The organism is Paenactinomyces guangxiensis (assembly GCF_016055185.1).
In the GTDB taxonomy this organism is placed as follows: Bacteria; Bacillota; Bacilli; order Thermoactinomycetales; family Thermoactinomycetaceae; genus Paenactinomyces; species Paenactinomyces guangxiensis.
On sequence record NZ_JAECVR010000002.1, the window covers coordinates 187061 to 212648 of the forward strand.

22 protein-coding genes and 2 pseudogenes are annotated in these 25588 nt (G+C 42.9%); 19 read left to right on the forward strand and 5 right to left on the reverse strand.

Annotated features, from left to right (window positions below; all coding sequences use genetic code 11):
* Nucleotides 1-95: 95 nt before the first annotated feature.
* The gene (locus tag I8U27_RS04080) at nucleotides 96-941 is read left to right on the forward strand and encodes an MBL fold metallo-hydrolase (protein ID WP_181750817.1); all 846 of its coding nucleotides are present in this window, start codon (nucleotides 96-98) and stop codon (nucleotides 939-941) included.
* 293 nt (nucleotides 942-1234) lie between these two features.
* On the opposite strand, the gene I8U27_RS04085 is transcribed toward I8U27_RS04080, so the two are convergent.
* Nucleotides 1235-1918 (reverse strand): Crp/Fnr family transcriptional regulator, encoded by a 684-nt coding sequence (locus tag I8U27_RS04085; protein ID WP_181750734.1) that lies wholly within the window; start codon nucleotides 1916-1918, stop codon nucleotides 1235-1237.
* A gap of 435 nt (nucleotides 1919-2353) precedes the next feature.
* Between I8U27_RS04085 and hmpA the strand changes: the two genes are divergently transcribed.
* From hmpA to I8U27_RS04115, 6 genes are all read left to right on the forward strand, one after another.
* Complete coding sequence (gene hmpA, locus I8U27_RS04090) at nucleotides 2354-3598, forward strand: NO-inducible flavohemoprotein (protein WP_232345236.1); 1245 nt, start codon at nucleotides 2354-2356, stop codon at nucleotides 3596-3598.
* Nucleotides 3564-3869, forward strand: a complete 306-nt coding sequence (locus I8U27_RS04095) for a hypothetical protein (protein WP_181750735.1) — start codon at nucleotides 3564-3566, stop codon at nucleotides 3867-3869. Before hmpA ends, I8U27_RS04095 begins: the two co-directional genes overlap by 35 nt.
* 334 nt (nucleotides 3870-4203) lie before the next feature.
* Nucleotides 4204-5190 (forward strand): endo-1,4-beta-xylanase, encoded by a 987-nt coding sequence (locus I8U27_RS04100; protein WP_374057903.1) that lies wholly within the window; start codon nucleotides 4204-4206, stop codon nucleotides 5188-5190.
* 46 nt (nucleotides 5191-5236) lie between these two features.
* Complete coding sequence (locus tag I8U27_RS04105) at nucleotides 5237-5569, forward strand: hypothetical protein (protein WP_332310901.1); 333 nt, start codon at nucleotides 5237-5239, stop codon at nucleotides 5567-5569.
* 151 nt (nucleotides 5570-5720) lie between these two features.
* A complete protein-coding gene (locus tag I8U27_RS04110; RefSeq protein ID WP_181750738.1) occupies nucleotides 5721-7082 on the forward strand; it encodes an amidohydrolase family protein in 1362 nt (453 codons plus the stop codon).
* Between the two features lie 92 nt (nucleotides 7083-7174).
* Nucleotides 7175-7453, forward strand: a complete 279-nt coding sequence (locus I8U27_RS04115; RefSeq protein ID WP_181750739.1) for a hypothetical protein — start codon at nucleotides 7175-7177, stop codon at nucleotides 7451-7453.
* On the opposite strand, the pseudogene I8U27_RS04120 reads toward I8U27_RS04115, so the two are convergent.
* Nucleotides 7445-8706, reverse strand: a pseudogene (locus I8U27_RS04120) (MFS transporter). The gene I8U27_RS04115 and the pseudogene I8U27_RS04120 overlap by 9 nt on opposite strands.
* A gap of 399 nt (nucleotides 8707-9105) precedes the next feature.
* On the opposite strand from I8U27_RS04120, the gene I8U27_RS04125 reads away from it, so the two are divergent.
* The 8 genes from I8U27_RS04125 to I8U27_RS04160 all read left to right on the forward strand — a co-directional run bounded on the left by I8U27_RS04125 (nucleotide 9106) and on the right by I8U27_RS04160 (nucleotide 16671).
* Nucleotides 9106-10056 (forward strand): sugar-binding transcriptional regulator, encoded by a 951-nt coding sequence (locus I8U27_RS04125; protein WP_181750740.1) that lies wholly within the window; start codon nucleotides 9106-9108, stop codon nucleotides 10054-10056.
* A gap of 27 nt (nucleotides 10057-10083) precedes the next feature.
* Nucleotides 10084-11082: a 2-hydroxyacid dehydrogenase gene (locus I8U27_RS04130; RefSeq protein WP_181750741.1), complete on the forward strand. Its 999-nt coding sequence runs from the start codon at nucleotides 10084-10086 to the stop codon at nucleotides 11080-11082.
* Nucleotides 11083-11101: 19 nt separating this feature from the next.
* A complete protein-coding gene (locus I8U27_RS04135) occupies nucleotides 11102-12580 on the forward strand; it encodes an FGGY-family carbohydrate kinase (protein WP_181750819.1) in 1479 nt (492 codons plus the stop codon).
* 7 nt (nucleotides 12581-12587) lie between these two features.
* Complete coding sequence (locus I8U27_RS04140; RefSeq protein ID WP_181750742.1) at nucleotides 12588-14063, forward strand: FGGY-family carbohydrate kinase; 1476 nt, start codon at nucleotides 12588-12590, stop codon at nucleotides 14061-14063.
* Nucleotides 14056-14667, forward strand: a complete 612-nt coding sequence (locus I8U27_RS04145) for a histidine phosphatase family protein (RefSeq protein ID WP_181750743.1) — start codon at nucleotides 14056-14058, stop codon at nucleotides 14665-14667. Before I8U27_RS04140 ends, I8U27_RS04145 begins: the two co-directional genes overlap by 8 nt.
* A 425-nt stretch (nucleotides 14668-15092) precedes the next feature.
* Nucleotides 15093-15449, forward strand: a complete 357-nt coding sequence (locus I8U27_RS04150; RefSeq protein WP_232345237.1) for an ArsI/CadI family heavy metal resistance metalloenzyme — start codon at nucleotides 15093-15095, stop codon at nucleotides 15447-15449.
* 98 nt (nucleotides 15450-15547) lie between these two features.
* Complete coding sequence (locus I8U27_RS04155; RefSeq protein WP_181750744.1) at nucleotides 15548-15949, forward strand: ArsR/SmtB family transcription factor; 402 nt, start codon at nucleotides 15548-15550, stop codon at nucleotides 15947-15949.
* Between the two features lie 404 nt (nucleotides 15950-16353).
* A complete protein-coding gene (locus tag I8U27_RS04160; protein WP_181750745.1) occupies nucleotides 16354-16671 on the forward strand; it encodes a YnfA family protein in 318 nt (105 codons plus the stop codon).
* Between the two features lie 116 nt (nucleotides 16672-16787).
* On the opposite strand, the gene I8U27_RS04165 is transcribed toward I8U27_RS04160, so the two are convergent.
* The 3 genes from I8U27_RS04165 to I8U27_RS04175 form a co-directional block, all read right to left on the reverse strand.
* Nucleotides 16788-17036 carry a hypothetical protein gene (locus I8U27_RS04165; RefSeq protein ID WP_181750746.1) on the reverse strand — a complete coding sequence of 83 codons (249 nt, stop codon included), beginning with the start codon at nucleotides 17034-17036 and terminating at the stop codon, nucleotides 16788-16790.
* Nucleotides 17037-17127: 91 nt separating this feature from the next.
* Nucleotides 17128-18879, reverse strand: coding sequence for a phospho-sugar mutase (locus I8U27_RS04170; protein ID WP_181750747.1), 1752 nt, complete (start codon nucleotides 18877-18879; stop codon nucleotides 17128-17130).
* Entirely contained in the window at nucleotides 18845-19885 is a 1041-nt protein-coding gene (locus I8U27_RS04175; RefSeq protein WP_181750820.1) for a LacI family DNA-binding transcriptional regulator, read from the reverse strand. Before I8U27_RS04175 ends, I8U27_RS04170 begins: the two co-directional genes overlap by 35 nt.
* Before the next feature lie 572 nt (nucleotides 19886-20457).
* Between I8U27_RS04175 and I8U27_RS04180 the strand changes: the two genes are divergently transcribed.
* From I8U27_RS04180 to I8U27_RS04195, 4 genes and pseudogenes are all read left to right on the forward strand, one after another.
* Nucleotides 20458-21774: an extracellular solute-binding protein gene (locus tag I8U27_RS04180; protein ID WP_181750748.1), complete on the forward strand. Its 1317-nt coding sequence runs from the start codon at nucleotides 20458-20460 to the stop codon at nucleotides 21772-21774.
* A pseudogene (locus tag I8U27_RS04185) lies at nucleotides 21771-22220 on the forward strand (carbohydrate ABC transporter permease); the annotation flags it as partial. The gene I8U27_RS04180 and the pseudogene I8U27_RS04185, both read left to right, overlap by 4 nt.
* Nucleotides 22187-22843 (forward strand): AAC(3) family N-acetyltransferase, encoded by a 657-nt coding sequence (locus I8U27_RS04190; protein ID WP_181750750.1) that lies wholly within the window; start codon nucleotides 22187-22189, stop codon nucleotides 22841-22843. The pseudogene I8U27_RS04185 and the gene I8U27_RS04190, both read left to right, overlap by 34 nt.
* A gap of 631 nt (nucleotides 22844-23474) precedes the next feature.
* Nucleotides 23475-25505, forward strand: a complete 2031-nt coding sequence (locus tag I8U27_RS04195) for a sigma 54-interacting transcriptional regulator (RefSeq protein WP_181750751.1) — start codon at nucleotides 23475-23477, stop codon at nucleotides 25503-25505.
* The last annotated feature ends 83 nt before the right edge of the window (nucleotides 25506-25588 follow it).

The following is a 25588-nucleotide window of genomic DNA, read 5'->3' on the forward strand; positions in this document are numbered from 1 at the left end:
TCACGGTTCTCCCGGGCTTATGCTCTCCTGAATACTTCCAGTATCAATGGGTTATAACTATCACAAAAAAGGAGGCAGACGGTTTGGATAGGAATATGGAAGACACGATGGAAGGTAAATTTATTCCAGCAACATCGGTAAGAAGCAAAGTCGGCCAAGAGGTTGTTCCGGATTTGTACTGTTTGACTATCCAAATAGTAAACGTTTGTTTCGTTGGAGACCCTGATCAATCAAATGAATGGGTACTTGTCGATGCGGGTATGCCAGAGTCAGCCGATGACATTATTTCTGCAGCAACAAAACGGTTTGGTTCTAAAAGCAGGCCAAAAGCGATTGTTCTTACACACGGGCATTTCGATCATGTTGGCGCAGTTGTTGATTTAGTAAGAGAATGGAATGTTCCTGTCTATGCACACGAATTAGAAATGCCTTATCTAACCGGTAAATCCAGTTACCCTAAACCCGATCCAACTGTCGAGGGGGGATTTGTAGCTAAAATGTCTTCCCTATTTCCGGTTGAACCCATTGACTTGGGAAACCATGTAGAGAAACTCCCTTCTGATGGCAGTGTACCAAGTATGTCCGGTTGGAGGTGGATCCACACACCCGGACATACTCCTGGACATATTTCCTTGTTTCGAGAGACTGACCGTTCGCTTATCGCTGGGGACGCCTTCGTTACAGTCAAACAAGAATCTCTTTATAAAGTGTTCATTCAGAATCAGGAAATCAATGGTCCACCAAGATACTTGACAACGGATTGGCAAGCAGCCTGGGAATCTGTTAAGCGACTCGAAGCATTAAAGCCCTCTCAAGTTGTTACTGGACATGGGATACCTATGGCTGGGGAACAGTTGCGAAGTGGACTGGAAAGGCTCGCAAAAGAGTTTGATCGCATCGCGATTCCAGACTATGGGCGTTATATTGATGGCATCCATTAAGATTTTCTCGGATAAAGCGGTGTCCCCGGAAGTTGAGGAGGTGATTTTTCTTTAAGGTTCTCCGACACCATGCTAACTGCCATGTGCTCATTTTTGTAATAAGTGGGGAAGTATGGTTAGGCGTGTCTGAGCGGAAATTTCACTTGAAAGCAGGTTCATTTCTTCATATGAACTCTTTTAAGGAAACATGACATTGAGGCATTACAGGGATTCAAATTTACTCGTTCTTAAAGTTGGTTCCCAGAGCAGTTGCCATTTGAAATCGTGTAATCCAATACAACGGATTTGTGCCCTTAATGGTTGATCCAGCGTTTCAGCGCATTCTTATCCAAAATGATCATTTCCGAGCGGTTCTTTTCAATAATTTGTTCCTTTTTGAGTTGATTTAATAACCGATTGACTGTTTCTCTGGATGTTCCGACCGTATTGGCGAGTTCTTGGTTGGTCATGGGCAGTTCGATATGAATCCGGGGGCCTTTTACTTTCCCGTGTTTGTCTGCCAGATATAGCAAAAAGGAAAGAATCCTGCTGTTCGCGTCATAACCGGTAAACTGCTGAAGTTTTTGTTGGAGCTCCCGAATTTTGGCACCCATGCCATCGATGACTTTGATGGCAAGCGATGGCATTGCCAAGATAAGTTGCTCAAAAGCGGGAACAGGGATCGCCAAAAGATGGGTATCCACAAGGGCTTCCGTTGTTGCCGGATAAGGTGTCTGATTAAAGAAACCAGTATGCGGAAACATATCGCCGGTTTGCAGCAGAGACACAATTTGTTCGTGGCCCGCCTTGTCAGTCTTATAGGCTTTGACAAGTCCGTTCTGTATAAAAAATATCGCTTCTTTTTCGCTTCCTTCTGTGAAGATGGTCGTCTTTTTCCGGAAAAAACGATAAATGGTGATTTTTTGGACACGGGTCAATTCCTGCGAGTTCAAGTCCCGGAATAAAGGGATCTGCTGCAATACATTCCGTTTTTCCATAAAAATAGGTCCTTTCGCTTGAAATCAACTCAATCACAAACGACTTATGAACATTACGAAAAGAGCAGAAAGAAAACAATTACTCTCACTTAATTATATCCTCTTTTTCGTCACTGGCCTCTTCATCATGTATTTCGTTGTAGGACTAAAAAGTTCGACTTACGATGACTTGAGACACCTGTGGAACTCAAGTCATTTACTTTGTGACGATACTTTTACAGATTTAAGTCCGGAAGATGAAACCAGATTTATTTGTGATCCATTTCACATTCCAACGCCTCCCTTCTTGTTATAAAAAGAGCGTAAGGGGTGAAACCATAGAAGCAATATTCTCCTTTAAATATGCCTTCTCCCAACAAGAACCACATCCGCCATTTTTCGAATACCCGCAGGGGAGTAATGTGCAATATAACAAGCAAGATAGGAGGAAATATAATGGATAACAAAACGATCCGGATCGTAAAATCAACGGCACCACTACTTCAAGAGCACAGTAAAGCGATTGGTAAACGTTTTTATCAATTGCTTTTCGGAAGCCACCCCGAGCTATACAATTTATTTAACCAAACGAATCAACGTCGGGGTATTCAACAGAAAGCACTCGCTCATTCCGTTTACACATCCGGAGAACATCTGGACAATCTGGAAGCGATCCGGCCCATCATTACCTGTATTGCCCATAAACATCGGGCTATTGGAGTCGTACCTGAGCAATATCCCATTGTAGGTGAAAAATTGATCCAAGCTGTTCAGGACGTGTTAGGGAGTCAAACAAATAAGGAAATCCTGGATGCGTGGGAAAAAGCGTATCATTTTATTGCCGATATTTTTATCAGAATTGAACGGGATTTATATGAACAGGCGGAATCCCAACCGGGTGGTTGGAGAGGATTCAGGGATTTTGTAGTGGATCAAAAAGTGAAAGAAAGTGAAGTCATAACGTCCTTTTATTTAAAGCCCGCCGATGGGAAAGCGATCGCACCGTACCTGGCCGGACAATATTTGACTTTAAGAGCAAAAATACCGGGTGAAAAGTACGACCATATCCGGCATTACAGTTTATCGGATGTACCAGGCAAGGATTATTACCGAATTACTGTCAAAAGGGAAGATGCTCACAATGGAAATCCACCGGGTATTGTTTCCAATTACCTTCATCATCAAGTAAATGAAGGGGATATTTTGTCCTTTAGTGCACCGGCAGGTGACTTTGTTTTGACGGAGAATAGTGATCCGCTTATTCTCATTAGTGGCGGTGTTGGATTGACACCACTCTTAAGCATGTTAAAAACGACAGCTGAAAGACAACCAGGGCGACATGTAACTTTCATTCACGCAGCCATCAACGGAGACGTCCATGCCATGAAAGATGAGGTATCCCGATTGACAGACCAAAATCCCAACATTCAGTCTTATGTCTGTTATGAAAGGCCCACGGAAAAAGACCGTCAAGCACAAAATTTCGACAAAGAAGGATTTATTGACCGCAGTTGGTTGGAATCCATTATCTCCAAACCTGACGGAACGTTTTATTTTTGCGGACCGATTCCCTTCATGAAGGTGATCTATCGAGCTTTAATAGAAATGGGAATCCCTAAAAACCAAATTCACTTTGAGGCTTTTAGCCCAATCAGTGTATTGATCCATGAGAGAAAAAGCGGCGACTCTATGGAATTTTGAATTTCCTCCTGTATTTGAACCTGAGGCGGTAGAAATGGAAACCGTTGAATCCACAGACCCGGAAATGACTGATATACCACTGGTTCCTGAAGTCACACAAATAAATAAGAGTGGAGCCCATAGATGGAAACTTGGAATGGTTTATGAAACAAGTGATCAAACCCATTCGAAAGGGGGTGGAAAACTGTCCAATCATCCATCTGCAGTTTCAATGCATATTTCTTTACCAAAAACTGAACCGATCTTGGCGTCATCAGGTCAGAGCGAGTAGAGGTAAAGAGCCAATGACTTTCCTTTGCGATCTGTGATTTCAATATCATCCAACCGCAGTTGCACTGTCACATTCTCAGGACTAAACGATTCTTCTGTAGTATCTTCCAGCGAGCCAATGGTTTTAATACGCTTATAAATATCTATGTTTTCTTAGGTATAATCTAAATTTTTTGGAATATTATCTAATTATTTTGGAATGACTTTCCTTCTCGAAAGCTTTACAATATGAAAATGAAAACGTTTTATTCTGAATATTTGGAGGAGGGTGTATTATGGGAAAAATGGCTATCTTGTGTACTGTGTTGGTATTACTGGGGTCTTTGTTCCTGCCTATGGGGGCAGATAATGCTTATGCAGGTCTAGCAACTGGCGGTAAGTTTCTAGGAAACATCGTTGCTAATAGTGTTCCTTCCAGCTTCTCTACTTATTGGAATCAAGTGACGCCTGAAAATTCAACCAAATGGGGTTCTGTTGAATCTAGCAGAGACAATATGAACTGGAGTGCAGCAGATACAGCTTACAACTTTGCTAAAAGTAACGGCTATCCATTCAAATTCCATACATTAGTATGGGGAAGTCAGGAACCCAGCTGGATTAGCGGACTTTCTGCAGCTGATCAAAAGGCAGAAGTAACCGAGTGGATCCAAGCTGCTGGTCAAAAATATCGTAATGCAGAGTTTGTCGATGTAGTAAATGAACCCTTACACGCAAAGCCTTCCTATCGAAATGCAATCGGTGGAGATGGCTCGACTGGCTGGGATTGGGTAATCTGGTCATTCGAGCAAGCAAGACAAGCTTTTCCTAACTCCAAGTTGCTTATTAATGATTATGGAATTATCAGTGATCCCAATGCAGCAGCACAATATGTCCAAATCATTAATCTGCTAAAAAGCAGAGGATTGATTGACGGAATCGGAATTCAGTGTCACTACTTTAATATGAATAATGTATCTGTCAGCACCATGAATAGCGTTCTAAATACCTTAGCTGAAACTGGATTGCCCATTTATGTCTCTGAGCTTGATATGGGAGGCGATGATAGTACACAGCTTTCTAGATATCAACAAAAATTCCCTGTTTTATGGGAACACCCTGCTGTCAAAGGAATTACATTGTGGGGATACATTCAAGGTCAAACCTGGCAATCTGATACGTATCTACTGACCAGTTCAGGTGCTGAGCGCCCTGCACTTCAATGGTTAAAACAATATCTAGGTGGAGGTAGTGGAGGTGGCGGCGGAGGAAGCACAAAGCTTCTAGCCGACTTTGAGTCCGGAACGGAAAGCTGGAGTGGCAGCAATATCGCTGGAGGTCCATAGTCTACCACTGCCTGGAGTTCAAAAGGTTCCAGATCATTGCAAGTAGATATCCAGATGTCAGAGCCAGCATTATATGTCTAAGAGTGGCAATACCAATTTTTCCGGATACTCCAAACTAAAAGCTACAGTAAAAGGAGCAACCTGGGGAAATTATGGAACAGGCTTAGGAGTTAAGGTATTTGTGAAGTACGGGAATAACTATACTTGGAAAGATAGCGGCTGGACAACTATCAGCTCTGGAGGAACCACTGAATTAACATTAGATTTATCTGGCGTAGATCTAGCCAATATAAAAGAGTATGGTGTTCAGTTTATTGGGGCAAGCAATTCATCTGGACAAACATCGGTTTATGTAGATAATGTATATTTGTCAAATTAAGGATTATCAAACAAGGGCAGATCATTCTGCCCCTTGTTTGGCTTTATTAGGAAAGAATATGAAATCTGGCAGAGACGGTGAATGAACATAAAATCAGCAATGTCCAACGTATGGGAAACCATTAAGAAAAGATAATCGGGGGGGGATAAAAATGATAAAAAGAACATTGCTCAAAAACGGAACTGTAATTACCCTTGACAAAACGATTGGCGATTTTAAGCAAGCGGACGTATTAATTGAAGGAAATAAAATTGTAGAGATACAACCCGATCTAAATGTATCCGAGTGTGAGACCATCGATGCTGAAAATATGATTGTGATGCCGGGTTTTGTCGATACCCATCGCCATACCTGGGAATCCTTGATCCGAAACATCGGAGCTGATTGGTCGTTGGATACTTACTTAAAAAATATTTACTTCGGAAATATCGGCAGTCGATTACGTCCGTTTGACGGATATGTAGGAAATCTGATCGGTGCATTGGAAGCACTGGAAGCAGGTGTAACCACCATTTTGGATTGGTCGATGATCGAGTCACCAGAACATGCGGACGAATGGATTCGGGGATTGAAGGAAGCGGGGATCCGGGCCGTTTTTGCATATGGGCTTTCCGGAGATCATGACTATTGGAACAGAGAAAGTAAACTGAGACACCCTGAAGACAGCAAACGGGTCAAGAAACAGTATTTTTCCTCAACAGATCAATTGCTTACTATGGGACTGGCGATTCGTGGACCCGAATTTAGTCACTGGGAAGCAACCGTATCCGATATTCAGTTGGCACGGGAGCTAGATGTCATCTGTTCGATGCATTTGGGCTTTGGAACATGGGGTTCAGTGGATCGATCGATCGAAAAACTGCACAAAGCTGATCTGCTGGGACCTGATCTTAACTTTGTCCACGCCAATACAATCAATGACAACGAGTTTGGATTGATTGCAAGTTCGGGTGCATCTATATCCGTCACACCAGAAGTGGAAATGATGATGGGACATGGATATCCGGCCACTGGTTTATTTCTGGAACAAGGAGGAAGGCCTGCGATCGGTGTCGATGTGGTGACATCTACTGGCGGCGATCTGTTTGCTCAGATGAAGTTTGCCCTTCAGGCCGAACGCTCTCGCATCAACGAACAGCTTCTAAAGGAAGAAAAAATGCCGGAACAACTGGCTCTGTCTGCACGGGATGTCCTGGAATTTGCGACTATCGACGGAGCGCGTGCATTGGGATTGGATCACAAGACTGGTACACTAACGCCAGGAAAAGAAGCGGATATCATTATGATCGATCTCACGCATTTAAACATGTTCCCCCTCAATGACCCCGTTGGTGCTGTGGTACAATGTGCGAACACCCACAATGTCGATTCAGTATTTGTTGCTGGAAAAGCGATCAAAAGGAGAGGAGAGATGTTAAATATTAATTTGGATCGGCTACGTCAATGGGCTATGGAATCTCGTGACCATCTCTTAACAGGATATCAGACAGCTGAAGGAAATGAGACAAATTAACTTGTGCTGTAATGTTTTTGGGGTTACCGTACCATTTCAGGTAAAAGTGTACCGTATCATCCGGCGATAGATACCTACTTGCTTGATATGTAATGGGGCATATTTATTTAACTTCAGAGGGCGTATGGACAGCTAGGGGAAAATATTTTGATGAAACTAATAACATTATTCCTGCTCAAGGAAAAACATCTATCAAACATTCTTATGATTATTGGATTCTTGATGGTTATGAAATTACACCGATAAAAAGCGATTTTACGAATTGGAATTCATTTAACCCAGCACACCAAACCTTGTTTGGGGCTGGGTTTGTCAATAACCTCAGCAGCAGTACACCTGCTGCTCTTTTCATTTCCCCTTTTTTAAACTGAAATCGCTTTCTTTTTTCCGGTTTCAGAATGAGCCGTTTTGATATTGCCGGGCAACGTAATGAACTTGGTTAAGAATGCACTTAAAAAGTAAAGCCCGGCCAGAATCCAAATGACACCTTCGTTCCCGATCAACCCGATAAATACGCCAACGATGGAAGGGCCGACAAATACCGGCAATCCCGCACCAAGATTAAGAATTGCCATTGCGGCACCCTTGTCTTTCTGAACCAGAGATGGGACTAATGCGGAAAGTGGAACATAGCCTGCCAGCAATCCGCCCCAAAGGATGCCGGCTATCAGAATTATCCAGAAGTTACCGTTTATAAACTGTGGTACGTAGAACAGGAGAAGGGTTGTAATACCGCAACCCACGCCGCCAAACCACATGATTGTGTTTCTCCAACCGAATTTATCCCCTACAAATCCGAATAGGAGATTAAAGAGAATATTGCTTGTGAAGATTGTTCCCCAGATTTGCAGCCAAGTTGTAGTAGGAATGCCGTGCTCTGCCATATAACTCGGCAAGAAAACCGGGAAAGCGAATTGAGCCGTCGTGTTTATGACACGCACATACCGCCCAACAATACTTTTGGTTCCTCTTTAACAATGGTTAATCCTTTGACCAGTTCTCTTGCTTTGCCCTTTGCGTCAGCGTTTTGCTTTTGTTCCAATTTGTCGCGATTGATGACTAATGCGAAAAAACCTCCGATTGATACCCATAACAGTGAACTCCACAACGTATTCAAGTGTCCGAGATGGGCGATCGCCCAGCTGGAATAATAAGCTCCGAGTACGTTTAGCCCCCCGGTGAACACAAACCAGAACCAGCCGACGGCAGCGCCAAGTTTTTCTTTCGGACTGCGGTACGCAATCCATACAAGGAACGAATACGCAAATAACGGATAACCGAACCCTCTTAGTGCATAAGTAAGGAGCATCGTTCCATAGGAGAGTTCAGGGATACCAAAGCCAACAAATCCAATCGTTCCGATAATATAAAGGAGTAATCCCATAAACATTGTACGTTTTGTTCCTAATGCTTCAACCAGTACACCTGAAAACCACGAGGATATGGCAATGGTCACACCATAAGCGGTGAAAAGGGAGGCAGACTGCTGAATGCTCATACCCTTTTCGATCAGATATGGGCTTAACCAGGCAATCTCAAGGCCGTCTCCCATCATGAAGATAAAAATCCCAAGGTAACCCCAGGCAATTTTACTCGGAATTCCAATCCGATCTAAAAAATGCATTTGATTCGATGAAGGAACCGCTTTCATTTTATCCAACTCCTTACTTTCAAGAATAGTTTCAAGCCCTTAACCTGCGAGCCTGATCGATTTGTAAGGGTTTACAAGTAAACAAACTTCTTTCTCTCTTGCTAATGAACAAATGTCCAAATATAATAAAATTGTCCTGGGGTTTGTTTTTATATTATCAGTCGTTACTCGGATGTCAAGCAGCTTTTTTTGGTAAAACGGTTTTCGATCTGAGGTTAATCAAGGGAAACGTTTATATTAAAAAACGATTTCTATTTGTTTTTGAGACGGATATAAGCCCTCTGTTGGTTATCACTTGGATATGAAAGTATACTAAATACCTCTGAAAGTGTTTACAAATCATGAATCAATTTATATAATGGAGGCGTCATCATGAACAAAACAACTAAAAATGAACAATTGTCCAAAAGGGGTTTATTAGAAAGAGTTGCAAGAATGTATTATGTTCTTGGCATGAACCAACAGGCGATTGCTGATCAGTTGGAAGTGGGGAGATCTTCGGTTGCACGTTTCTTAAACGAAGCAAGAGAGGAAGGGATTGTACAGTTTCATATTCAATCGCGGGTTGACAAGTCCCGAAATAGTCAGATCGAGCAGCAACTTCATGAAATCTATCGGATGCGGGATGTTGTCGTACTGAAGAATAATCAAAGTTCAATCAACTCATTCGAAACATTGGTTGTTCAATATCTAAACAGCATTCTTCCCTTCCAGGGATCAATTGGACTGGGGTGGGGGAAAACACTCTATTCCGTCGGACAGTATATGCACTTGGCCGAGTCGCGACCAAACCTAAAAGTCGTGCAATTATCAGGAAGCTCCGGAGGAAAAGAGAATGTTGTACCGGCTTCAAGAAATATTCAAACATGGGCACAGGCAATTGATGCGCAGGCTTTTTTCTTGCCGGCACCTGCAATTGTCGAAAAGCCGGAGAGTAAAGACATGTTCTTACAAAATGAAAGCATCCGAAATGTTTATGAAGAGATCAAGAAAGTGGATATGGCTATTGTGGGAATCGGACATACGAAAGAGAGCTCAACGATTCTTCAGGCGGGTTTGGTACACGGCCTGACCAGTGAAGATCTGGAATCGCACAATGTGGGAGATGTTATTTTCCATTTTTACAATGAAAAAGGCGAATTCTCTTTTCAGGAATTATCCGATCGTGTGATTGGAGCATCACCTACGGACTTTATGCGTATTCCCATACGAATCGGCATCGCTTATGGAGATTCCAAACAACTAGCGATCCGGGGAGCGCTTGAAGGAGGCATAGTTAACCTTCTTATTACCGATGAAAACACCGCAAACCTTCTAGTTTGATCAAACACATGAGAGGAAAGGATCAAAATGAACATCTTGTTAACGGCACCGTATAACGAAGAAGCACGAGAAGTTTTAAGTAAATTTGGTAACGTGGTCTATAAGCCATGGAAGCCTCATGGCAGAGCATACCATGCCAACGAGTTAATTCAATTATTAAAAGAAGCCAATGCAGATGCGTTAATAACGGAACACGACCACGTAACAAAGGAAGTGCTAAGCAATGTTCCGCTTCAATTCGTTGGTGTATGCCGCGGCACACCGTCAAATGTAGACGTGAAATATGCTACGAAAAAAGGAATTCCGGTTTTCAATACACCGGCTAGAAACGCACAGGCCGTTGCCGAAATGTTTATCGGAAACCTGATTACATTTATGAGAAACACGTTCTATGGCCACAAGTGGTTAAAGGAGAAAAAGTGGGATGCCGATGCTCATACGGCTTACCTTCAATTTAAAGGAAATGAAATCGCCGGAAAAACCGTTGGCATGGTCGGCTTTGGTGCAGTCGGACAGTGCATTGCGGGGATTTTAAGACATTTTCCGTGCGACATTCAATTCTATGACCCATTCATCGAATCGCCTGATCCGGATTATAAAAAAGTGACCCTGGAAGAGGTTTTTTCAACGAGCGAGATCGTATCGATTCACTTGCCTGTGAATGAGCATACGAAGGGTATGATCAATAAAGAGCTCATGAACAGGATGAAAAAAGATGCGATCTTTATCAACACGGCACGTGCTGTGGTGGTGGACAGAGAAGCACTCATCGAAGTGTTAAAGGAAAACAAAATCAGAGGTGCGATTCTTGATGTGTTTTATCATGAGCCTCCGGATGAAGTCGATTATGAAATCATCAACCATCCGAATGTATTGGCAACACCTCATATTGCGGGGGCCACTTATGAAGTGGAAGATCATCATGCGGTGATCATGAATGAAAATTTAAGAAAGTGGTTTATAGATAAGAATCGTGATTTTAAAGAGTTTGTCAATAAAGAGGTGCTTCAGGTCCTGGAAGTATAAACACAACGGAAGAAGGGATATTGGCATGCAAGCAGGTTATTTGATTTTTGATATTGGAACCGGTAACGCGCGTGTCGTTGTTGCCGGTTCTGATGGCACCATTCATGCCGTGGAAAGGGAAGACCTTCCTTATAAAAGGGATCATCATTATCCAGACAGCCTTTATTTCGAGCCGGAGGCACTGTGGCAGCAACTGAAACGCATGGCTAAAAAAGCGGTTGAATTGTCATCGAATGTGAAGATAAAAGCAATCACATCAACCAGCCAACGCCAGGGTATTGTGTTATTCGATGAAAACGGAAATCATTATCTGGGTCTTCCAAACATTGATAACCGCGGCAAAGCATATGAAGCTCGGATTGCTGATCTGGATACGATCTATCAACAGGTTGGACGGAGACCAACAACGTTATTTTCAGCATTGAAGCTAACGGCTGTAAAACATGAACAGCCTGACCTTTGGCATCGTTTTAAAGCGTTTACAAGCATCAGTGACTGGGTCACCTATTTGCTTTCTGGCGAGCTTGTGTACGAGCATTCCCAGGCGACAGAAACATTGCTTTACGATGTTCGAAAAAACGAATGGAGTCTCTCCCTGTGTGATACGTTTGGTATTCCGGTTGATAAACTTCCTCCTCTCGTGGATTCAGGATCGATTTTAGGAAAACTGAAACCGGAATATGTATCTGAATGGAATCTTGGCAAGGATGTAGCGGTGATTGTCGGTGGTGCGGATACACAGCTGGCTATTAAAGGAACAAATCCTCTCATAAATGATTACGTCATCGTATCGGGGACGACGACTCCTGTCACCAAAGTGATGGACGAGTACCGTTTTGATTGTGAACAAAGAACGTGGACAAACGGCCATGTAGAAAAAGGACAATGGATTTTCGAAACAAATTGCGGTGTAACGGGATTGAATTATCAGCGTTTGAAAGCAATTTTTTACCCAAACGAAGATTATAGTGTTATAGAAAAAGAGATAAACGAACTTGAGGACTTCAGCTGCATTGCTACATTAGGGTCGATTCTTTCGGATGAGCAAGAGCCGCTTAAGACAGGGGGATTCGTTTTTGAAACGCCTGTTTCCCATGAATTAAAACGGGCGCATTTTGCACTTGCATCACTGGGAGATATTGCTTGTTCGATTGCAGAAAACTACAGGGTTTTGCATGATGTGACCGGAGATGAACCTGAATACATCTGGGGTTGTGGCGGCGGATTTCAAAGTAAGACGTTAAGGCAGTTGTTGGCAAACCTCCTGCAAAAAGAGATTCGTATTCGAAAAGGATACCGCCAGTCCTCAGTGAGCGGCGCGATCTTAATCTGTAATGAAATATTAGGAATTGAAGCGGCAATTGCAAATGATTTTGAAGTAACGAATCTAAACGAAGACGACCGGATAGCCAAATGGTTCGAAAAGTGGAAATGGGCTCGAAAAACACTCCGGAATTGTAAGCAGGATATCACGCAAAAAAGGATCAAAGGCAGGTGAAAATTCGGTGAACGGCACAAAATCGCCCCTTTTTTTGGGAGCAGATATAGGGACACAGGGTGTTCGGGTTGTAGCAGTTGATCAATCTGGAAATCTTGCGGGCGCAACTGAAGAAACATTTAAACTGGATGAACAAGCGAGACAGGAACAGTCTCCTGAAAAATGGTGGGAGATTCTCTTGAAGACGATGGGAGAACTGGCGAATCAGCTCCGAACGGCTGGGAAACTGGATACTATTGTTGCTATGTCTGTAACATCAACGTCGGGTACGATGATCCCGCTTGACAGTAACAACCAGCCGCTTCATAACGCGATTATGTACAGTGACAAGCGCTCCGGTGCAGAAGCGGAGATTTGTCGAAATGCTGTTTCCCGCGATGATGGAGAGGGCTACAAAGATTTTAACACTTCGAGCGGTTTGCCGAAAATTTTATGGTTTATGAATCGTTATCCTGAAAAAGAAGAAAAAATCAGGCGATGGGCTCATGCGGCCGACTTTATTTTGGCAAAGCTAAGTGGTAATTGGGGTGTAACGGACTATACCAATGCACTTAAAACTGGCTATGATCTCGTGAACTTATCCTGGCCTGATTATTTGTTTGAGAAACTCCAACTCCCGAAGAGTTGGTTCCCGGACGTTCTCCCGTCCGGTACTCCGATAGGCCGGATTTTACCGGAAGTAGCAGAGCAAACAGGCTTGCCAAAAACCATTACCATCGTTTCTGGTATAACTGATGGCTGCGCTTCTCAAATTGCTTCAGGAGCGATTAATCTCGGTGACTGGAACACGACGATCGGTACAACCCTCGTGTTAAAAGGTGTAACCAAGAATAAAGTAGTTGATCCGCTCAGACGGATTTATAATCATCGCCATCCGGAAGGACTCTGGATGCCGGGTGGAGCAAGCAATACCGGAGCCGATTGGGTGACAAAGGAATTTGGAAACGAGAATTTAAGAGAGTTAAACCAACAGGCGGAAGGCATCATCCCGACTTCTTTTATTTCCTATCCGCTAAATCAAGAAGGAGAACGTTTCCCTTTCATCGCACAGCAAGCAAGAGGTTTTGAACCGAAGGGGCTTTCAAAAGCAGAGGTTTTTGCCGCTAAGATGGAAGGAGTTGCGTATCTTGAACGCTATGCCTATGAAGTGATTGAAGAGCTGTCGGGTGAATTTGTTAACATTGTTTTCACAGCAGGCGGCGCGAGCAACAGTGATGTCTGGTCAACGATCCGAAGCAGTGTTTTGAATAAACCGATCTATAAAATGAAACATACGATGGGTGCGGTTGGCGCGGCAATTCTCGCAGCTTCGCAAACCAACTTTACAAGCATCATCGAAGCCGGAAAAGCGCTAACAATTAGTGAAAAACAATATGAACCTTCAAAGCACCTCATTTCTCAATATGACGAAGGTTACCATCGTTTTATAGAAAAGCTTCAAGAAAAAGGTTATTTAACGAAAAGAGGTCATGTTGTTGACTAAGATTTATTTATTGCGTCATGGAGAAACCGAATGGAATGCGTCAGGCAATCGATATTGCGGTCTTACGGATATTGAACTTTCAGATAACGGAAAAAAACAGGCAAAATTGGCGGCTGGATACTTAAAAGAAGTACCGTTTCATGCTGCTTATTCTTCCCCTTTATGTAGAGCATACGAAACAGCCAGAATCATTGCGAATGAACATCGGCTTTCCGTTGAAAAAGATGAGCGGATTATTGAAGCAGACTTTGGCCTCTGGGAAGGAAAACCAAAAGAGCAGTTTATTGAAGAAGACCCCCAGGCATGGCGGGATTGGTTGGTCGATCCCGGAACTGCTCGAGCAGGAAAGACCGGAGAAACAGCTGAAGAAATCTATCGCAGAGCGAAAGCCTTCTTTACTGAAATCGCGGATAAGCATAAGAGACAAACCATTCTTGTCGTTGCCCATAACACTGTAAACCGATTCTTTATTGCTGGATCGCTCGGGATACCGTTTAGAAATTACAGAAGAATTCTTCAGGATAATACCGGAATTACGGTGTTTGAGAAGGATGGAGAAGTCATCAAATTTTTAAACATCAATCTTAATGCACATTTGGAATAATCACGGATTTGAGTTTTTTTCTCGTATGCAATGTTTTCTAAAACAATATCAGGCGGGTTGTTATGATTACTTGAATAAAACGAGAAAAAAGCTTTTCTTATGAGGAGTTTAGTAAAGTCGAGGAAAGCACAGGACAAAAACAAGAAAATCCCATCACCATCTGGTGGAGCTTCCTGTTTAAATACAGTAATTCCGTATAAACAGCTTTTACACCAGATAGCTAAATAGCCAAATCGAGTATCAGGATCACCAACATATTGAAAGTCAATATTGTCTAATCCACAGTGTGGAACGTACCTTTAAGGATATTCAATAAACAAAAATAAAATATCGAATTTTTTTGATGTATGTATTGATAAATCAAAAAAAATTGATGTATATCAAATCAAGTAAAGTTGATATAAAATAACAGGAGAGTGAAAACGATGGTATTAAAACCCCATGTAGCGATTAATGTGAAAGACTTAAACAAATCTGTTGTTTTCTATACGCAATTGTTTGGCGCCGAGCCGGTGAAAGTTCGCCCTGGATATGCTAAGTTTGATCTGGAACAACCAGCCTTGAATTTTACTTTAAATGAAGGCGGAGAAGTAAGTGGCGGGCTGAATCATTTGGGGATTCAAGTGAAATCCACGGAAGATGTATTGGTCGCCAAAGAACGTCTTCAAAAAAAAGGGCTGGCTACTTTCGACGAAATGAATACTACTTGCTGCTATGCCAGACAAGATAAAATTTGGGTCACCACCCCGGATGGCATCGTTGGGAAGTGTTTACAGTGTTAGCAGACGCCGAAGAGAAATCCAATGAATCGGCCGGTGAACCGAAGCAAACAGAAACCGATTGCTGCTCATAATCAGTAAGAAGTAAGGAGGTGGGCGCGATGTCCTTATCTACAGAAAAATTCGCTCAAATCGCCAAGGCCCTGAGTGATCCGATTCGCATTAAAATTCTCGATCTTATTCAAGCCGGGTATGATCAACTAGGTGCTTCACCTCCTGTTACCTGTTGTTCTGGTGGTGTCTGTGTTTGTGATATTCAGGAGCAAATGAATATGGCACAATCCAAAGTGTCTTATCATCTGAGAGAATTGAAAAATGCTGGTCTTCTCTATGAAACCAAAGTAGGGAAATGGAATTTCTATGCCATTAACTATACAACGATGAAGTTGTTTCGAGACGAACTCCAACATCGATATCACAGGGAGGCAGAAACCGTTGGAACAAAACTGGATCATTCGGAAAGCAACAGAGCAGGATCTGCCCGGGATTACAGAGATTTATAATCAGGGCATTCATTAGAAGGAACGGCGGGTTACGTCTGTTAAAAACGGGAGACGACATTGGATAACTGCTGGAATAAAGTAGTCTATAAGTTTTGGGCTCCTCTGTGACCGTGGAATAAAGGGAAAAATGCCAGCAACTTCTAGAAGAGATGTCAAATTGTCGACAGGAGATAGATGAACTCCCCAACGGATACGCGATTTGTTATAAACAAAATCTTCTATGATCATCAAGCTTGCTGAATTGATCTCAGTGGAACGCTTATGGCGTCCATTTAAATTTTGAATTACGCGTAGAATACATCGTCCAGTTTGGTTACACTTGTCAGGTTTTGAAGAAGTAAAGGAATTATTAAAGGAAGCCCTAGATACAGCATTTCATGCCCAGACTTAAAGGAGTTTTCATCATGGTACTTATTTGGTTTTTACTCGCTGGAATCGCTGAAATTGGTGGAGGATATCTCGTCTGGCTTTGGTTACGAGAAGGAAAGTCTTGGTATTTGGGGGTTGCAGGAGGGTTATCATTATTTCTTTATGGAATCATCGCAACCTTTCAATCATTTCCTTCCTTCGGTCGTGTGTATGCAGCGTATGGAGGGGTATTCATTCTACTTTCGGTTCTCTGGGGATGGGGGATCGATAAAAAAACTCCAGATTTATATGATTGGGTAGGCGCCAGTGTTTGTCTAGTTGGAGTGGTAGTGATGCTGTTACCTAGAAGTTAAATGCAAGAAAAAGGGCCCATTCATTTTTAGAATGGGTCCATTTTGTATTATATGGGTCAATTGCTATGAAATCAAAGCGAAGACATTCAAGGAGTCTCAAGCTATTTGTTTGGGTTTTAAAATTGTATCGTTCTCATCTTTAAACCAATCGGCGGGGTAAAAATGGAACGTTTGCCTTCCATACTTGCCGCCATCGAATCTTCTTTTTTATTTACATCAAGTGTCTTAGAGGCTTCCAAAAAGTTTTTATACAGGGCAAAAGGATAAACCCCCACATAATCACGGTCTTTGGCATCGAAAGCAGCGAAAGATCCAAAGGGACCAACCAGAGGAATCAGCCGGTTGGTCCCTTTGGATTTAAACATATAAATTAGCGGAGGTATCCTCTTTCAACGACGGCTTGCTACTGGATTGGCAGAATAGGGTTTTGGTTCGGCCCCATTCACTTCCACAGTATCAAAAATTTTCAGAAGCAGGGGTTTGTTTCCAGAGGTTTATGACCGCTTCCTTTAGAATTCGCAACTTTGCCTGGCTTTTTTGCCAGGAGGATTCTTGAACCCCGAAGTAAAACTTTATTTTTGGTTCGGTTCCCGAAGGCCTGAGACAAAACCAGGCTCCGTTTTCAAGGTGATATTTGATTACATTGGAAGGGGGGAGGGCGATCGGTTCCTTTTTTGCTGTTTGTAAGTACAATCGTTGGCGATGTAAGTAGTCTTCAACCGCCAGCACTTTCATCCCGGCTAGTTTGTCCATCACATGGGTTCTGAAAAAATGCATGATGCTCTGGGTAAGCACCGCACCCTCCTTTCCTTTTAGGGTGATGGTGATCAGGTCTTCCAAAAAGGTTCCGTACTGATCAAACAGTTCAGTCAATGCTTGATACAACGATTTGCCCCGGGATTTGTGATAAGCAGCTACCTCGCAGATGAACAACGCGGCTTGCACGGCATCTTTGTCACGTACAAAATCGCCAATCAGGTAACCGTAGCTTTCCTCGTAACCAAATAGAAAACGATATTCTTTTGTTTGTTCATATTGTTTTATTTTTTCCCCGATGAATTTGAATCCCGTCAATGTATCTACCGTATGGACCCCATAATCTTGTGCGATTGCCCGTCCCAATTCTGAAGTGACGATCGTTTTCACGATGACTCCGTTTTCGGGCAGGACATTCTTATTCTTTTTTTGCGAAAGGAGATAGTGAAGCATTAAGGCCCCCGTTTGGTTTCCGGTCAGGACCACGTATTTTCCTTCGTTGTTTTTCACCGCTACGCCAAGGCGATCCGCATCAGGGTCTGTAGCAAGCAGCAAATCCGCCTTCATTTCCTCCCCATACCGGATCGCATATTCAAAAGCGGCATGTTCCTCAGGATTGGGGGAAGAAACAGTGGAAAAGTTGGGATCGGGCAATTCCTGCTCGTTTACAACGGTCACATTTGTAAAGCCGATTTCTTTTAAACCCTGTCTGATCAGTTTATTCGATGTCCCGTGCAGGGGTGTAAAGACAATCCTCAGATTTTGCCTGTTTTGTTCTATAATTTCGGGATGAATGATAATGGTCTTCTGTTTTTCAAGATAGACCCGGTCGATTTCACTGCCGACGATTTTTAAAAGGCCGTTTTCCTTTAATGTCTGGGTATCGGCAACAGGAATGGCCAACTCATTCTCCACGCTGTTTACAAATTGGATTAAAGCGTCTGCTTCGCGAGGAATCAATTGTCCGCCATCTTCTCCATATACTTTGTAACCGTTGTATTCCGGCGGATTGTGACTCGCTGTCAAAACTACGCCGCCAAATGCTTTTAAATACCGAACTGCGAAAGAAAGTTCAGGGGTCGGTCGCAGATCATCGAAAAGATAAGATGGAATCCCATGACATCCTAACGTACGTGCCACTTCCAGCGCAAATTCCTGAGATTTGTGACGCGAGTCATAAGCAATCACAATCCCGCGCTTGATCGCTTCCTGTCCATGATTCTCGATATAACGGGCCAATCCTTCCGTGGCTTTGCGAACGGTATAAAGGTTTATGCGATTGGTACCGGGTCCGATCTCTCCCCGCATCCCGCCTGTACCAAATTCCAAATTTTTATAAAAACAATCTTCCAGTGTTTTTTCATCTGTCTTCAACCGGACTAAAGCTTGTTTCATTTCTTCATCCAGAAACGGGTAGTTAATCCAATCCGTATATTTCTTTTTCCAATCCATTTTTATTCTCCTCATATGTTCTTTTTTGCAAGACAGAAGTGGATTCTCTTTTAATCAACTCGGAAGGCAACAAAATTTCGATGAAAGGCTCATTTCTATTTTCCATTCTCCAGCATAATTGTTCGACTGCTTTTTTTCCATAATATTGCAAATCGATGTCCATGCTGGTGATTTGGGCCATCCTGGAGAGTTGGCCATTGTCAAAACTGCAGATGGAAACATCCTGCGGAATCTTTTTTCCCATCTTCTGAAGACAGGTTTTCATCAGGAATCCCAGTCCGTCGTTTACACAGAACCAGGCAGTGGGCTGCCCGGGAATCTGTTCGAGCCAGTTGTAAAGGAAATCTTCCTCTTCTCTCGCATTTTTTAGAATAAAATCTTCATTCGCGTTGATTCCATGATCACTCAGTGCCATATTATACCCCTCAAGACGTTCTTGATAACTGGGGGAGAAGGAGATGTTGCCCACAAAACCGATTTCTTTGTGGTTGAGACCGATCAAATGCTGGACCGATGTATAGGCGCCGAACCGATTGTTCGTCAGGATGCAATCGGCCCGGATGGCAGGGTGATGATGATCGATCAATACCGTAGGAATCTCAGTTGATATCACCTTTTGAATATATTCTGTATTGATATGCGAAAGAATGAGTAATCCGTCCATCTGGTTATTTTCAATAAACGATGGCAGAAGGAGCTGTTCTTTTGCTGCCTCGTCGATTGATTGGATGACCAGATTCATCCCTCTTTTTAAAATCTCTTTTTCAATGCTGAGATAGATTTCCCCGAAAAAGCTCTTTTGCGAAAAGGCATAATCAGAAGCGATTAAGCCAATATTTTTGTATCCGTTTAGCCGGGTTCTTTTTTTGGACGGGTAATGATATCCCAATTCTTCTGCAACCTGGAAAATCAATTTACGGGTAGCTTCACTCACTCCCGGCTTTCCGGTCAGGGCTTGTGAAACGGCATTTTTCGATATATTCAGCTTGTTCGCGATGTCTTGCATGGTGATTCTTTTTTTATTCACCATCGGAACTCATACCTTTCTCGGGCGTATTCAAAAAGGGTTAAAGGGAACTTTATTTTTATATTTGTAACTTTACAATAATACATTTGTCATGATGTTGTAAAGTCTTGTCGTGTTTTGATTTATAGGTGGAAACAGGTTTTTCAAGCGGTTCTAATGAGTCCGGTGTGATTTGCCGATTTCAGTGGCCAGCGGGTTATCACCAATCAGTGCAAGCGTTTTTTGTGTGGAAAGTTCTTATCAAAAAAATGATTGACGATTTATTGGTTTAGATGGTAACGTTATTGAAAGCACTTTCAATTATTTTTGTAAAGTTATTTTTGGTTATTTTTTTCGATAAAAGGTAGTGTGAGAAAACTAAGAAAGAAGTGGTTGTCTGTCAGTTAAAAATGAGAGACGGAACCGTAAATCTCATACCGTTTCAATTTATTTATATGTTGGAAACTGTTTCCATGCGAAGGACGTTCATCGCCAACAACACCTTTTTGATCGTTCTTTAGTTCCACATATATAAAAACATCATTATCATACCATTTGTAGGAGGGGAAGAAATGAGAATGAGAAAAATGGGTATTGTCTTTCTGGTGCTGGTTATTTCTCTGTCTCTCTTAACGGGATGCGGAGCAAACGAAGAAACCGCCAAATCGCAAAAAGGGGTAACAACCATCGAATTTTGGACGGCCCCCAACCCTCCACAACAAAAATACTGGGAGCAAATGGCCCGCCAATTCGAAAAAGAGAATCCTGATATTCGCGTCATTGTCACCCCGATGAGAGAAACACCTTCTTCTGAGGCATACGTGATCTCTTCATTGATTGGCAAAAAAGGACCTACCATTGCCGAGAACATCACACGGGGCTTTGCGGCGCAACTGGCAGAAAGTAAAGTGCTGGAGCCGATCAACAGGTTAAAGGACCTCAGGGTGATGCAAACACGAAACATGGATAAAACCATGGATGCCTGGAGATTTCCGGACGGTAACCAGTATGTCATTCCGGTTTATTCCAATGCCATGTTATTTGGATGGAGAATTGACATTCTGCGGGAGATTGGATACGATCAACCGCCCAGAACATACAGTGAAATGATCGATGCAGCTAAAAAGCTGAAAGCCAGATATCCGAACAAATTTATATGGGCCAAAGCCGATCTGGCGGACCCGACGTCATGGAAGAGATGGTTTGATTTTTTTATGCTTTACGATGCTGCCTCAAATGGGAACGACTTTGTTCAGGGAAACCGGTTTGTGGGGGACAAAGAGGCCGGCAAGAAAGTGTTTCAGCTCATGCTGGACCTGCACAGGGAAAACGGATTGCTGGCGAAACAGGTGAAGGATCCCTTTGAATCCGGGGTCGGGATTTTCGCGGATCTGGGTCCATGGACGTTCAGTTACTGGATGGAAAAGTTTCCGGAAATGAAGTTAAACAAAACCTTTGTACTGGCTCCCCCGCCAGTTCCGGACAATATGAAAGTGGATCATCCCAGAACATTTGCCGATTCCAAAGGCATTGTCCTCTTTTCCCAAAAACCAGAAGCCGAAAAAAGAGCAGCGATCCGATTTCTCAACTGGGTCTATCAAGATCCAAAACATGATCTGGCTTTGATGGAAATGACCAGTTTGCCCGCGGCGCGGGATGATTTGCTGTCCAATAAGACCTTCCAACCATATTTTGAAAAAAATCCTGCACTGAAAGCTTATGCGGGAGCGGTCCCTTACGGAGTCCCCGCCATGGCAAACGCCAAATACAACAACATCCAAACCATCATTGGACAGGAAGCGTTCAACAAGGTAGTAAAAGGGCAAAAAAGTGCTGAGCAGGCCTGGGCTGATATGAAAGAAGAGATTGAGAAGGAGCTTGTAGAATGAGCGATAAAAGAACAAACGGTTTAGGATGGTTTTTTTCCAGCCCCTACTTGATCTACGCGGTCATCTTTTTTCTGGTTCCTCTGGTTTCATCCGTCTATCTCGCTTGTACGAACTGGAATCTCATCTCTCCCGAATATGACTTCATGGGATTGAAAAATTTTATGAAAGCGATGAAGAGACCTGATGTGTTTGCCGCATTTATCAACACCTTTAAATTTATGGCCCTCTTTATTCCAATCTCTCTTGGGTTGTCGATGCTTGTAGCGGTGATCGTCAACAGTCTACCGAAATTCAGGGGTTTGTATTTAGTAGGTTTTTTTCTCCCATACCTGGCTTCAGGGGTCATTTCGTCTCTGATTGCAAAGGGAATCCTGTCTTACAACAGCGCCTTTAATGTTTTTTTACGGGAGAAATGGGGATTGGATATCGACTGGCTGGGCTCTCCTTGCTTGGTGTGATTGGCGACCATGGGAATTTAGTCATCCCCACCCTTTCATTTAGCAGTATAGATGAAAAAGCTCCTTTTTTTGATGTGAATGAAACGCCTTCCGATTGCGGAGTTATTTCGGAAACGTTTAGAAAAATGCCCGGTGTAGCCCGATCCATCCATCCCTTTTCCTCCATCGCAGCATTTGGCCCTGAGAGTTTGTTCATCACGGTCGGCCACCATCCGACCCCGTGCGGGATTGGTTCCCCGTATTACAAAGTATTGGAACTTCAAGGGTATTCGTTGTTTATAGGAGCCGGGTTACAGGCGAATACCTTGTTTCATGTGGCTGAGGAGATCGTCAATCCTCCTTATCTAAGGTATAAATGTTTTAAAAAGGTAAGGGTGAAAACAGAATCTGGAGCCGTTGTTTCCGGTACATTCAGCAGGTACGACTGTTACCAGACGGGGATTATCAGAGAGTTGGAGAAAATGGAGGAGGTATTGAGAAAAAGGGGGGCGATCAGGGACTTTGACGTTGGGAATTCACATTTTATGCTGGTAAGCGCTGTGGAAAATGTGCGGATAAGTTGTGAGGTTTTAAAGCATAACTATGAGTTTATCCTGAAGGGAGCTAAATAAACCGTTATTATTTTGTTGTCCGTGGCAAGAGACTCATGGTGCCAGGGTAGTCAGAGTTTGGACTTGCCCGTGACGGTAACCGGATTTGATACTGAAAGAAAAAAGTCACAGCCGAAGTAATTTGCAGATAGTAAGCTAAAAAAGAGTCTGCCAAATAAGTCCCCTGCTAAATGCAGTGAGGGACTATTCATGTTTATGGAGACGGTAAACAACATTTTGGTTTTTGATTTCAACAGCAATCTGGAACCTCGTTGGGGCAGGTGTTTGTAAGCTATTTTGAACATGGCTAATTTCTCACACCGGCCCATGGACATGCAGCGATGATGGGAGTATACGGGATGTAGTCTATTAGCCCGATTCGTAGGGATCAAAGTCAGGATTAGATTTAAACAATTTCCAATGCAACAGGCTCTTTACAGAAAGACCGTCAGGGAAAAGCGCCCCGACGGTCCTTTTGGTTCCTTTACGGTAAGGAGATCGAAGTTTTGAAACGGACTCTGGAAAAATGGATCACGGGATCAAGGTGCTATTATGCATTTTTGCATAACAATTCTTGTAAATGCAATATAATACAAGTATAATTGGAAATAAAAAAAGTAAAGTTGAACTTTTAAATAAATCGAGGTGGGTTATGACCATTTCTACCGTTCTAAAGCATAATTATGCAATTATTTCGGAGGCCGAATGGAACCAAAACCCAGACTTCTCGAGATACTCAGAATACGGACTGATTTTGCTTCGCGATGCAAAGGACGCGATAATCGGGGCGGTTTGGGAAGGCCGGCCAGGTGAAATGATTCCCGTTGGGATCGCATCCTTGCAGATGCTTGAGGAAGATGCTGAGTGGGACAGGTATTCTGTATGGATTTTTACAGATCCGTATAGAAATATATTGGGGTGGATCGAACGTGAATCTTTGTATCGATTTCTCTGCCATTTTTACAAAACGAAGAAAGAGTTTTACGAAACAGTACTTTTTTCTCTTCCCCATCGCGTTACCGTGATTGATGGCAATTCCCTGATCTGCTTTGTCAACGAACAGGAAATACAGGCACGGGGGATGGCGAAAAATCAGATCATAGGTAAGAGAATTCATGAGATTGATAAAGAATCTTCACTGGAACGATTACTTTCCGATCGAGAAAAAAAGACGGTTATCCGGTTGACCGATAACAAAAGGGGGATTTATACCCAAACGAATATCTTGAAAGATGGAACATCCATTGGCGCAATCCAAGTCTGCTGGGAAGCGGAAGAAATTGAAAAAATTGTCATGAATCTTGAAGCTTATACCAGTCTGGCACAGGATTTAAAAGCGGTGTTTGATTTGAGTTATGATGTAATTTATGTCTCTGATGGCGAGGGCATGACTTTGCGAGTCAGTTCGGCATCGGAGAGACTCTGGGGATATAAGCCGGAAGAACTGGTAGGAAAAACTGTCTATGAATTGGAAAAACAAGGAGTCTTTAAACCATCCATTACCCGCCTGGTACTGGAAAAAAAAGATAAAGTTCAGACCATCCAGACTACCAAAACCGGTAAAAGGCTGATGGTGGTGGGAATCCCCATTAAGGACGAAAAGGGTAATATTATCCGCGTCATCAATACTTCCCGTGATATTACCCAGGAAAGCCGGCTTCAAGCGGAATTGGAAGCGGCCAAATCCATCATGCAGGGATACAAGCAGGAACTGGAACAGTTGAAACAGAGTGCATGGAAGAATGATCGGCTTATTTTTAAAAGTGAACAGATGAGGAATCTGGTCACGCTGGCCGGTAAAGTGGCGGAGGTAGATTCCACCGTTTTGATACTCGGAGAGTCCGGCGTGGGGAAAGAGGTGATCGCTTCCTTCATTCACCAAAAAAGCCAGAGAAAGGAAAATCCTTTTATTAAAGTAAATTGTGGTGCGATACCGGAGAATTTGCTTGAATCGGAACTGTTCGGTTATGAAAAAGGGGCTTTTACCGGTGCTTCAAAGGACGGAAAACGGGGTCTGTTCGAAGTGGCGAACGAGGGCACTCTGTTTTTGGATGAGATCGGCGAAATTCCTTTGCGGTTACAGGTTAAATTATTGCGGGTCCTGCAGGAGAAAGAATTAGTTCGTCTGGGTGGAACGAAACCGGTTCGGGTGAACGTGCGAATTATAGCTGCAACCAATCGCGATTTGAAGGAAGAAGTGCAAAAACGCGCTTTTCGTGAAGATCTCTATTATCGGCTGAATGTGGTTCCAATTCAGATTCCGCCTCTGCGGGAACGAAGAGAGGATATTCTGCCGTTGGCCCTCCATTTTATTGACAAATTTAACAGGGAATACAATAGAAACAAAATGTTTTCCCCGGAAGCCCTGGAAAAATTGCAAGCCTATAAATGGCCGGGCAATGTCCGGGAATTGCAAAACATCATTGAAAGAGTGGTTGTGATTGCCGAACAACAAATCATAGAACCCCGCCATTTGCCAGAGACCCTGTTCCATGCACAAAATAATTCAAATGGTATTAGCGTATCAACGATTATGCCTCTGGATCAGGCGAAAGAGTTGGTGGAACGTCAACTTTTGGCCATGGCAAAGGAAAGGTACGGAACAACAACCAGAATAGCGGAAGTGTTGGGAGTCAATCAGTCCACTGTCAGCAGAAAAATAACCAGACTGGGAATCCGCTGACGAATTTTGCATTTATGCATAGTGGTTATGCAAAAAAACATAACACGTGTCATCATCGAATGATTCTATTAGCTTATGAGCTT

Bases quoted from the DNA above. Each gene is read 5' to 3' on its own strand.
- I8U27_RS04080 (WP_181750817.1), top strand. From the start codon at position 96: ATGGAAGACACGATGGAAGGTAAATTTATTCCAGCAACATCGGTAAGA.
- I8U27_RS04130 (WP_181750741.1), top strand. From the start codon at position 10,084: ATGAACATCTTGTTAACGGCACCGTATAACGAAGAAGCACGAGAAGTT.
- I8U27_RS04190 (WP_181750750.1), top strand. From the start codon at position 22,187: ATGGGGATTGGATATCGACTGGCTGGGCTCTCCTTGCTTGGTGTGATT.
- I8U27_RS04155 (WP_181750744.1), top strand. From the start codon at position 15,548: ATGTCCTTATCTACAGAAAAATTCGCTCAAATCGCCAAGGCCCTGAGT.
- I8U27_RS04195 (WP_181750751.1), top strand. From the start codon at position 23,475: ATGACCATTTCTACCGTTCTAAAGCATAATTATGCAATTATTTCGGAG.
- I8U27_RS04170 (WP_181750747.1), bottom strand. From the start codon at position 18,879: ATGGATTGGAAAAAGAAATATACGGATTGGATTAACTACCCGTTTCTG.
- I8U27_RS04100 (WP_374057903.1), top strand. From the start codon at position 4,204: ATGGGGGCAGATAATGCTTATGCAGGTCTAGCAACTGGCGGTAAGTTT.
- I8U27_RS04180 (WP_181750748.1), top strand. From the start codon at position 20,458: ATGAGAATGAGAAAAATGGGTATTGTCTTTCTGGTGCTGGTTATTTCT.
- I8U27_RS04085 (WP_181750734.1), bottom strand. From the start codon at position 1,918: ATGGAAAAACGGAATGTATTGCAGCAGATCCCTTTATTCCGGGACTTG.
- I8U27_RS04115 (WP_181750739.1), top strand. From the start codon at position 7,175: ATGGGGCATATTTATTTAACTTCAGAGGGCGTATGGACAGCTAGGGGA.
- hmpA (WP_232345236.1), top strand. From the start codon at position 2,354: ATGGATAACAAAACGATCCGGATCGTAAAATCAACGGCACCACTACTT.
- I8U27_RS04110 (WP_181750738.1), top strand. From the start codon at position 5,721: ATGATAAAAAGAACATTGCTCAAAAACGGAACTGTAATTACCCTTGAC.
- I8U27_RS04125 (WP_181750740.1), top strand. From the start codon at position 9,106: ATGAACAAAACAACTAAAAATGAACAATTGTCCAAAAGGGGTTTATTA.
- I8U27_RS04175 (WP_181750820.1), bottom strand. From the start codon at position 19,885: ATGCAAGACATCGCGAACAAGCTGAATATATCGAAAAATGCCGTTTCA.
- I8U27_RS04160 (WP_181750745.1), top strand. From the start codon at position 16,354: ATGGTACTTATTTGGTTTTTACTCGCTGGAATCGCTGAAATTGGTGGA.
- I8U27_RS04150 (WP_232345237.1), top strand. From the start codon at position 15,093: ATGGTATTAAAACCCCATGTAGCGATTAATGTGAAAGACTTAAACAAA.
- I8U27_RS04095 (WP_181750735.1), top strand. From the start codon at position 3,564: ATGAGAGAAAAAGCGGCGACTCTATGGAATTTTGAATTTCCTCCTGTA.
- I8U27_RS04165 (WP_181750746.1), bottom strand. From the start codon at position 17,036: ATGTTTAAATCCAAAGGGACCAACCGGCTGATTCCTCTGGTTGGTCCC.